The organism is Longimonas sp. (assembly GCF_046498435.1).
Classification (GTDB): Bacteria; Bacteroidota; Rhodothermia; order Rhodothermales; family Salinibacteraceae; genus Longimonas.
In genome coordinates, this window is record NZ_JAWOAR010000225.1 from 1 (window position 1) to 7,853 (window position 7,853).

Annotated in this window: 5 protein-coding genes; 1 reads left to right on the top strand and 4 read right to left on the bottom strand. The window is 62.8% G+C overall.

What is annotated here, in order from left to right:
- From R6U20_RS08620 to R6U20_RS08630, 3 genes are all read right to left on the bottom strand, one after another.
- Window positions 1–297 (bottom strand): trigger factor family protein (locus R6U20_RS08620; RefSeq protein WP_410337452.1); only part of this gene is annotated, 297 nt, incomplete at its 3' end.
- A gap of 238 nt (window positions 298–535) precedes the next feature.
- Window positions 536–1,231 (bottom strand): J domain-containing protein, encoded by a 696-nt coding sequence (locus tag R6U20_RS08625; protein WP_410337453.1) that lies wholly within the window; start codon window positions 1,229–1,231, stop codon window positions 536–538.
- Window positions 1,232–1,354: 123 nt separating this feature from the next.
- The gene (locus tag R6U20_RS08630; protein WP_410337454.1) at window positions 1,355–1,981 is read right to left on the bottom strand and encodes a riboflavin synthase; all 627 of its coding nucleotides are present in this window, start codon (window positions 1,979–1,981) and stop codon (window positions 1,355–1,357) included.
- 638 nt (window positions 1,982–2,619) lie between these two features.
- Here R6U20_RS08630 and R6U20_RS08635 point away from each other — a divergent pair.
- Window positions 2,620–6,060, top strand: a complete 3,441-nt coding sequence (locus R6U20_RS08635) for an ankyrin repeat domain-containing protein (protein ID WP_410337455.1) — start codon at window positions 2,620–2,622, stop codon at window positions 6,058–6,060.
- A gap of 31 nt (window positions 6,061–6,091) precedes the next feature.
- Here R6U20_RS08635 and R6U20_RS08640 read toward each other — a convergent pair whose 3' ends face one another.
- Window positions 6,092–7,693 (bottom strand): alpha-amylase family glycosyl hydrolase, encoded by a 1,602-nt coding sequence (locus R6U20_RS08640; RefSeq protein ID WP_410337456.1) that lies wholly within the window; start codon window positions 7,691–7,693, stop codon window positions 6,092–6,094.
- Between the last annotated feature and the right edge of the window lie 160 nt (window positions 7,694–7,853).

The window sequence follows — 7,853 nt, forward strand, 5'->3', positions numbered from 1 at the left end:
TTCGTAGTCAATCTCCGAGATCTGGGGGCGCCCCATCATCTCAATGTCGTCGCGCTCGTTCAAGGCCTCCTCGAACGCGTCTTGCGTAACCTGCTCGGCGATGCGCATGCTAAGAGCAGGGCCGTGCATCTTCTTGACCATCTGCGCAGGCACCTTGCCCTTGCGAAAGCCTTTGATATTCATCTGCGAGCGCTGCTCGCGCACCGCATTCCGGACGCGGTCTTTCAGGTCGTCGGCAGAGGCGGTCACCTCCAGCTCATATTCGACGGGCGATACCTCGGTGAGTGTCGTTTCCATAAATGGCAGATGCCTGGTTAATCAAGACGATGTCTCCCCGCACAAGTCGGCTCACGCAATTAACACGAGCGATAGCGTGATGCGGCGGTGACGTAATGGCAAGAGGTAGAAATGCGCAGTCCGGTGAAAAGATCGATAGTTGCAAGGCGTGGGGCCGCAAATCTCACAAAACCCCCGTGAAAACTATACTCACCCTGTGCAGCGGCAATTCAGGGGGACAGCTCAGGCATCCGAAGCGCTACACCGATGGCGAAAGGTAGTCGGCCACCAGTGTGTGTATGATGCCCAGCACCATGCTAATGGCGAAGCCACAGGCGGCGCTGATGGCAATGCACAGCATGAGATCGACCAGGAGCGATCCTGTGGTGTGGATGATGCGAGGGTGGGCAATGAACAGCGCTGCGCCCGCTGCTGCACTGACAGGCACCACCCGCCGGTGGTGTTGATGCAGCCGATCGTGACGTTGCGAGAGCCCGTGCACACGGTCGGACATGGGGCCGACCCACACGTTGGGGGTATCGCCGGTGCGCCAGGCTTCTGCAAAGCGCCCGCCCTTGCGCCGATGGACCCGGCGGCGCGTTCGGGAATCGGCAGGCGACCCGTTGCGCTTGGAGCGCCGCTTCGTCCGTCCGTTGCGGGTGGAGCCGTTGCGGGAGGAGGAGGAAGCTGAGCGGCGTGGGCGGCGCGAGCCACGCTCCGTTCGGCGCTGCGCATCGTAGCGACGTCGGCGCTCAGGATCGCTCAGCACGTCGAAGGCTGCCCGCACACGCACAAACTCATCGGCGGCAGCGTCTTCCTCGCCCGCAGCGGCCCGGTCGGGGTGGCACTTCAGCGCACGCTCGCGAAACGCCTGCTTGATAGCGGGCAAGTCGGCATCGCGCGGCACGCCCAACACGCGGTACGGATCCTCAGGAGGTGGGGCAAATCGGGGCAAACGATGGGGCATGGGGCGAGTGGGACGCCTGATGCGGGAAGGACCGAGTGCAGGGGCTGCGATGATAAGAGGGAGGAGGCACCATGCATCGCTTCCCCACAGAATCTTAACGGAGCCTGCCTGCTACAGATCCACGCCTGCCGGTGTGCTTGGGGCCGACTCGTTGGCCTCCATGAATCCCACAACGTACTTGCCGAGCATGTCGAACTCCAGATTTACGGGGCCCCCCTCAATCCAGGCATCCGACACAATGGTGTGTTCGTATGTGTGCGGAATGATGGCCACGGTGAGTGTGCCTGTGCCGATGCGCGCTACCGTGAGGCTGATGCCGTCGATGGTGATGGAGCCCACCGGAATTAGGTAGCGCTGGTACTGCTCCGGAAACGACACGGTGTAGAGCCAGTCGGTGCCCTCGCGTTCGACCTGCTCGATGGTGCCGGTGGCATCGACATGGCCCTGCACGAAGTGCCCGTCGAGGCGCCCCCCGGCTTGCAGCGGACGCTCCAGGTTCACCGGGTCGCCCACCGACAGGGTGCTGAACGTGGTTTTGCGCAGTGTCTCCTCAATCGAGTCTACCGCGAAGGTGTCATCGTGAGCAGCCACAACCGTCTGGCAGGCGCCGTTCACAGAGATGCTCTCGTCTACGGTAAGATCGGGAGCAAACGTGCTGGCAATGGTGAAGCGGAGCCCGCCGCCCAGGTCGTCGATCTGTTCGATGCGGCCTACGTCTTTGATGATACCGGTAAACATGGGGCATTCAGGGGGATGCAGAGAAAAGTGGATTGAATAATACGCGTATCGGCATTGAGAGATCAGCGGCGATTCAACGATGGTGTGATCCTCGCATCGGGCCGGGCCTTGGTTGTACCAAATCCCGTTGCAGTATTGCGACATCGTTTCTCTGCCGAGCACCGGATGTACTTCGTCAGTCGGCCTTTGGCCTCGTGTGAGGACGAATGGATAGACGGATGGATGGATAGACGGATGGATGGATAGACGGATGGATGGATAGATGCTTTTCCGTCCACCCGTTCACGTTTCCATCTCTTCATCCCCAACGGAGCATGCGGAGTTGGTATTACACGTCTTCCATGCACCTTCGGAACAGAACTCGTGTTGTAAATGAGCAATATTTTTGCGATGCTATGGGAACGAGATACCGCAATGGTCTCCCTGATGGACATCCGGGTGGAAGCGGTTACGTGCTCGGCGTGTATGGCGTGCCGTTTTCCGGTAGGATCCACACACGCATCGTTGTGCCCCAGAGCGCCAGCGTGGCGGTCTGCGTGGCTGCACTGTAAACGGCAGCGTGTGCGTTGCATGGGCTTTGCGGGGCGAGCGCTGTCGGTTTTTCGCTGTCAACCACTTATTAAACGTATGCCCATCTTATGACTGACCCTGTACCCGACTCCAACACGTCGCTCGCAGAGGCGCTGTACGACGCGCTTCAGGTTGCGGATGCCGAGGCCTGGGCCAAGGCCCGCACCGTGGCGACGGATGCGGTGGACTGGGATGCGCTGCACCAGGCTGTTGATCGCGACATTGATGAGGCGGCGCGTGTGCTTACTGCGGGCCCCACCGGGGCACTGCTCGTCGCAGCGGCAGCGGCAGACGCGGCGGCGGCGTGCCGGGCGGTCCTCCATAAGGAACTGGCCGTTGAAGAAGAGGATCTGCACGCTGCGTTGCGCAAGGCGGTTGATGCCCAAGCCGCCGCTGCCGCCCGGGTACTGCTTCAACATGGAGCGGACCCCAACACCCGGATCGACGACGAACAAGTACTGCTACACATCGCTGCAACGGCGGGGGCTGAGGCGGTGGTCGATGCCCTGCTTGACGGCGATGCCTATCTGCACCAGCGCGATGCCGACGAGTATACGCCGCTCCACTGCGCTGTGATGTCCGATTCCGGAGCAGTTGTGCGCCGCCTGCTGGACGCGGGGGCTGATCCTAAAATGCGTACGGCCGAGAGCCAGTCGGCGCTTCACCTGGCTGTGGTGCACGACGCATCCGACGCAATTCAGGTGCTCCTCGAAGAAGGAGAGGCTCCAAACCGCAAAGATGACGCCGGGTTTACGCCGCTGCACCGCGCCGTTGAGAACGCCTCGCAGGCGGCCCTGCGCATGTTGCTTAAGCATGGCGCCGACCCGCATCGACGCGACGAGACGGGGCGTACGCCGTTGCATCTGGCCGTTGAAGAGGAAAACCTCGACGCGCTCAACAATCTGCTGGAGCATGGCGTTGACCTTGCCACGACCGACGACCACGGGCGTCCGCCGCTGCATCGTGCGGTAGAGATGAACGCAACCGCCATGGTGGAGCGACTTCTCGACGAGGGCGTCGATGCCTATCAACGCGATGAGGAGGGCGATGCGCCGCTGCATCGTGCCGCCCGCGCCAATGCTGCTGATGGGGCGGCGCTGCTCATGGAGCGGGGCGTCGACCCGCACCGGCGCGGTGCAAATGGGCGCACACCGCTGCACCTGGCTGCTATGACAGGCGCAGTAGAAACTGCGCAGGTGCTGCTTGATCAGGAAGCCGACCCGCATACGACCGACGATGACGAACTGATGCCGCTCCACCTGGCGGTGGATGCCGACCAGGCCGGGGTGGTGAAGGCCCTGCTCGATGCCGGCGCCAACCCGCACCGGCGCGACCTTCAGGGGCGCACGGCCTTGCATCGAGCTGTTGATTCGGAAGCTACGGCGGTCATCCCGGTGCTCATACAAGGCGAGGCCGACACCGAAACCGCCGACCGCAATGGCTACCTGCCCGCTCAAAAGGCGGCCTACCGCAACGACACCGACACGTTGACGGCACTGCTCGAAAATGGCGTAGACCCGAATACCGCCGATGGCGAAGGACGTACGCCTGCCCACGCCGCTGCGCAGTCGGATGCTGCCGAGGCCATGCAGGTGCTGCTGGAGCACGGAGCCACCCTCACACGCTTGAGCAACGCCGGGTACGCCCCCCTGCATGTGGCCGCGAACCAAAACTCGACGGAGGTGCTGAACGTGCTCCTGGAGCACGGGCTCGACCCAAGCCCCGTCAACGAGAAAGGGCGTACGCCCCTGCACACCGCTGCGCAGTCCAATGCCGTCGGAGCACTCACTATTCTTCTAAAGCACGACGCCAACCCCGGAGCCGTCGATGCGCAGGGGTGGCGCCCGCTACACGTAGCTGCCGGAGCCGATGCGGTGGATGCGCTCCGCATGCTACTGGAGACCGACACCCCGCCTCAAGCCGAACACGAAAACGACTTTACGCCGCTCCATGTGGCATCCTCAAAAAACGCGACCGAAGCGATCCAGGTATTGCTGGAAGCCGGGAGCGATCCCAATACCGAGGGCCATGTGTCTGGCCAAACGCCCCTGCACGCCGCAGCAAGCGCAGATGCCGCCGAGGCCGTTGCCGCACTCGTAGCAGCCGATGCAAATCCCAATGCGACCGACACCGAAGGGGAAACCCCGCTCTACAAGGCAGCCGAGGAAGACGCCGCAGCGGCAATCGAAGACCTGCTCGCCGCAGACCCCGACTTGGAGGCGGCCGAGCCGCAGTATGGACGTACGCCGCTGCATGTGGCTGTGTGGAACAATGCAGCCGCTGCCCTGGCGCAACTGCTTGAGGCCGGCGCCAATCCCGATGCACCTGACACCGCTTTTGAGCGCACGGCGCTGCACATGGCCGCCAGTCTGGATGCCGACACACTCATCCACACCCTGCTCGATCACGGAGCCCATGCCGAGGCCACCGATACGCATGGCCAAACCGCCCTCCACATCGCCGTTGATAACGAAGCCCAAAACGCCCTCGTGCGGCTTCTGAAGGCAGGAGCCAATCCCGACGCAACCGACAACGAAGGCCGTACGCCCCTTCACCGGGCCGCTCGTCATAATTTAGGGGAAGCCGTGGCAGCGCTGCTCGACCACGCGGCCAGCCTCAACCCCCACAACGAAGAGGGCTACACGCCGCTCCACGTGGCTGCGGGTGCAAATACCGCCGAGGCTGCCGAACTTCTTCTTGACGGCGGGGCCGACCCCGATGCCGATAGCGGCTCGCTTGGGCGCACGCCGCTTTACGTAGCCATCTGGAACGATGCCCAAGAGGTAGCCACGCTCTTGCTCGACCATGGCGCCGACCCAAACCGCCCCGACGACTCGTTCGAGCGGACTCCGCTGCACATCGTAGCACGCAACAACGCCACCGAGCTCGTTGAACTGCTCGTAGAGCATGGGGCCGATCCCAACCAGGGCGATGATGCCGACGCAACTCCCTTGCACAGCGCCGCCAGCGACCATGCGATCGACGCGGTCGAGCTGCTGCTGAAGGCCGGTGCCAATGCCAACGCAGCCGACTTTGAACAGCGCACGCCCCTGCATGCCGCCGCCAGCAGCAACGATTCCGAGATCCTGCATCTGTTGCTGGAGGCCGGAGCCGATGTACATGCTACCGACGACGAGGAGCAGACGCCGCTGCACGTAGCCGCGTGGTATGACGCCGATGCTGCCGCCCGCGTGCTGCTGGAAGCCGGAGCTAAGCTCGAAGTGCTCGATGCTACGTTTGGTCGCACGCCGCTGCACAGTGCGGTGTGGAGCGGAGCTATCGACACAATCACGGTGCTTTTGGAGGCCGATGCCGACGTGCACGCTACTGATACGTCGGGGCGCACTCCGCTGCATGTAGCAGCTGAAGACAACGCCGAAGATGCCATCCGGCTGCTTCTGAAGCACGGGGCCGACCCGAACGGCCGCACCCAAGCTGGCGAAACACCGCTCGATCTCGTGAGCGATACCTCGTCGAAAGCCGCACGCCGCCTGAAACGGGCGCGCTGATATATCTATCAGAACAGGAACCGCATGTGTATTACGCAAGATCCGTCTCAACGCGGAGTACCACACCCTCATTGGCGCGCAATGACAGATCTCTTCCAACAGGCGCATCGGCTGTATCCATCCGGGTAGAGAGCCGGCGCCGTGCAGGCTGCGGGAGCTCGACCGCCTGCATGCGACTGCTGAAGTTCAGCGCGACGAAAAAGCGATCGGCTTCGCCCGTGCGTTCATAAAGAAGCACCTCGTTGGGGGCGTCGAGCGTGCGGCACGAGCCCCGGCGCAGTGCACAGTGCTCGGCCCGAAGGTGCAGCACCCGCCGCACAAACTGAAGCATAGAGGCATCGTCCTCGCGCTGCAACGCCACGTTTTGCGTGCGTGCGGATGTGCCTACTGGTAGCCACGGCTCAACATCAGACGGGCAGAACCCGGCGTGTTCGCTCGTGTCCCAGCGCATGGGCGTGCGCTCCGGATCCCGCCCCAGTCCCAGTCCGGGCGAGAGTAGCTCCCACGGATCCTGAACCTGCTCGGGAGGAATCTCGACGTTTTGCATCCCCAGTTCGTCGCCGTAGTAGAGCGTGGGTGTACCGCGCACCGTGAGCAAGAACAGGTAGCCACACCGCGCCTGCTCGCGCCCGGCCCGCGTGGCAAAGCGCGGCTGGTCGTGGTTGCTCAACACCCAGTTGGGCCACCCGTGCTCGGGACACCTGGCTTCGTATTCGTCGACGAGCGCCTCCACGTTATCGGCTGACCACGGCGAAAAGACCAGCCGGAAGTTGAATGGCAGGTGGAACTCGGGGGCCTCGGGCGTGCCGTAATGCTCGACCAGCTCCGGAATCTCCAGATTCATCTCGCCCACGAGCACGCGGTCGTCATACTCATCGGCCACCGCCCGAATCCACCGGTTAAACCGATGCGCATCGGGCGTATTCTTGGTGCGTGTTTCGTGCACCCGAAACGACGGATCCATGTCGGGTGTCCAGTCGGGGTTGACCGGGTTGTCGCGGAAGTCGGGGTCCTTCATCACGCGGTAGGCCACATCCACCCGAAAGCCATCCACGCCGCGGTCGAACCAGAAGCGCAGCACATCGCACATGGCTTCGCGCACTTCCGGGTTGCGCCAGTTCAGGTCGGGCTGCTTCTTCAGAAACGTGTGCAGGTAGTACTGCTCGGTGGCCTCATCCCATGCCCAGGCCGACTCGCCGTCGAAGCGGCTAAGCCAGTTGGTAGGCGGCTCGCCATCGGGGCCCGGGTCCTTCCAGTAGTACCAGTCGCGCTTCGGATTGTCGCGGCTGCTCTTCGACTCCTGAAACCACGGATGCTCATCGGAGGTGTGGTTCGGCACAAAGTCCATGAGCACCTTCAGGCCGAGCGCGTGCGCCCGAGCAATGAGCGCATCCATATCGGCGAGCGAGCCAAACATCGGGTCGATATCGCAATGATCCGACACGTCATAGCCGAAATCGGCCATGGGCGAAGGATAGACCGGCGACATCCAGAGCGCATCCACTCCCAGCCACGTCAGGTAGTCGAGCCGCTCTGTGATGCCGGGCAAATCGCCAATGCCATCGCCATTCGCATCCTGGAAGCTGCGCGGATAGATGTGATAGATCGCAGCGTCTTTCCACCAATCGCTCATGCCAGCGTCGTTTGTTTACAGGGGCATACGAAAGCATACTGTGTTATCTGTGTTATGCAAAGGAGGCATCGAACGCCGATGCAAAGCCGCACGCTGCACGACGAACTGGTCTCCGACCCGGCACGCATGGAGCGTCTACGCCGCGCTGCTCGCGACTTTG

Bases quoted from the DNA above. Each gene is read 5' to 3' on its own strand.
- R6U20_RS08630 (WP_410337454.1), bottom strand. From the start codon at position 1,981: ATGTTTACCGGTATCATCAAAGACGTAGGCCGCATCGAACAGATCGAC.
- R6U20_RS08640 (WP_410337456.1), bottom strand. From the start codon at position 7,693: ATGAGCGATTGGTGGAAAGACGCTGCGATCTATCACATCTATCCGCGC.
- R6U20_RS08635 (WP_410337455.1), top strand. From the start codon at position 2,620: ATGACTGACCCTGTACCCGACTCCAACACGTCGCTCGCAGAGGCGCTG.